Source organism: Prevotella sp. CAG:255 (genome assembly GCF_000431195.1).
GTDB classification, from domain to species: domain Bacteria; phylum Bacteroidota; class Bacteroidia; order Bacteroidales; family Bacteroidaceae; genus Prevotella; species Prevotella rara.
The window spans coordinates 298-755 of record NZ_HF986795.1 but is presented as its reverse complement, the minus strand read 5'-3'; the positions used below and the strand labels follow the sequence as shown (position 1 = coordinate 755).

Sequence of the window (458 nt, the reverse complement as noted above, 5' to 3'; positions counted from 1 at the left end):
ACGCTCTTCAGCGCGTCGTAGTAACGCTTGGCCTGCTCGTAAATCTTGACCGTTTCGGCGAAGTTCTGCGCCGTGTTCACGGCGGTCTTCGACGTGTGGGCGATGTTGTCGGACATGTTTATTATGCCCTGTGCAAGGTTACCGGGGTCCGACACGACCCACTGCGCGCTTGCCTGTGCGAGGCAGAGCGTGGAAGCGGCGGCAAACATTAGAATCCTTTTCCTCATTGCACTGCCTCCTTCCTGATATAGTCGCCGTATGGCGGGAACGTCAGCACGTCCGTATTTTCGTTGTATGATACGCCAATGCGGTAGCCCGTGTCGATGAACATGTTGCCGCCGTCCTCCATGAGTACGAACGTCTGCGGCTTCAGCTTGCGCTGCCTGCCGCCCTTCGACATAAGCGTCACCTTGTGGGTGCCGTCGTCATTGCGGATTATCACGTCTGGCCTCCCCTCC

General features: G+C 57.6%; 2 protein-coding genes. Both read right to left on the bottom strand.

Going from position 1 to position 458, the window contains the following annotated elements; all coding sequences use genetic code 11:
* The coding region (locus QVO66_RS04435; protein ID WP_288172593.1) for a DUF4141 domain-containing protein at window positions 1-227 on the bottom strand (227 nt) is incomplete at its 3' end.
* Window positions 224-458: DUF3876 domain-containing protein (locus tag QVO66_RS04430; RefSeq protein WP_288172592.1), on the bottom strand; the 235-nt coding region annotated here is incomplete at its 5' end. The genes QVO66_RS04435 and QVO66_RS04430, both read right to left, overlap by 4 nt.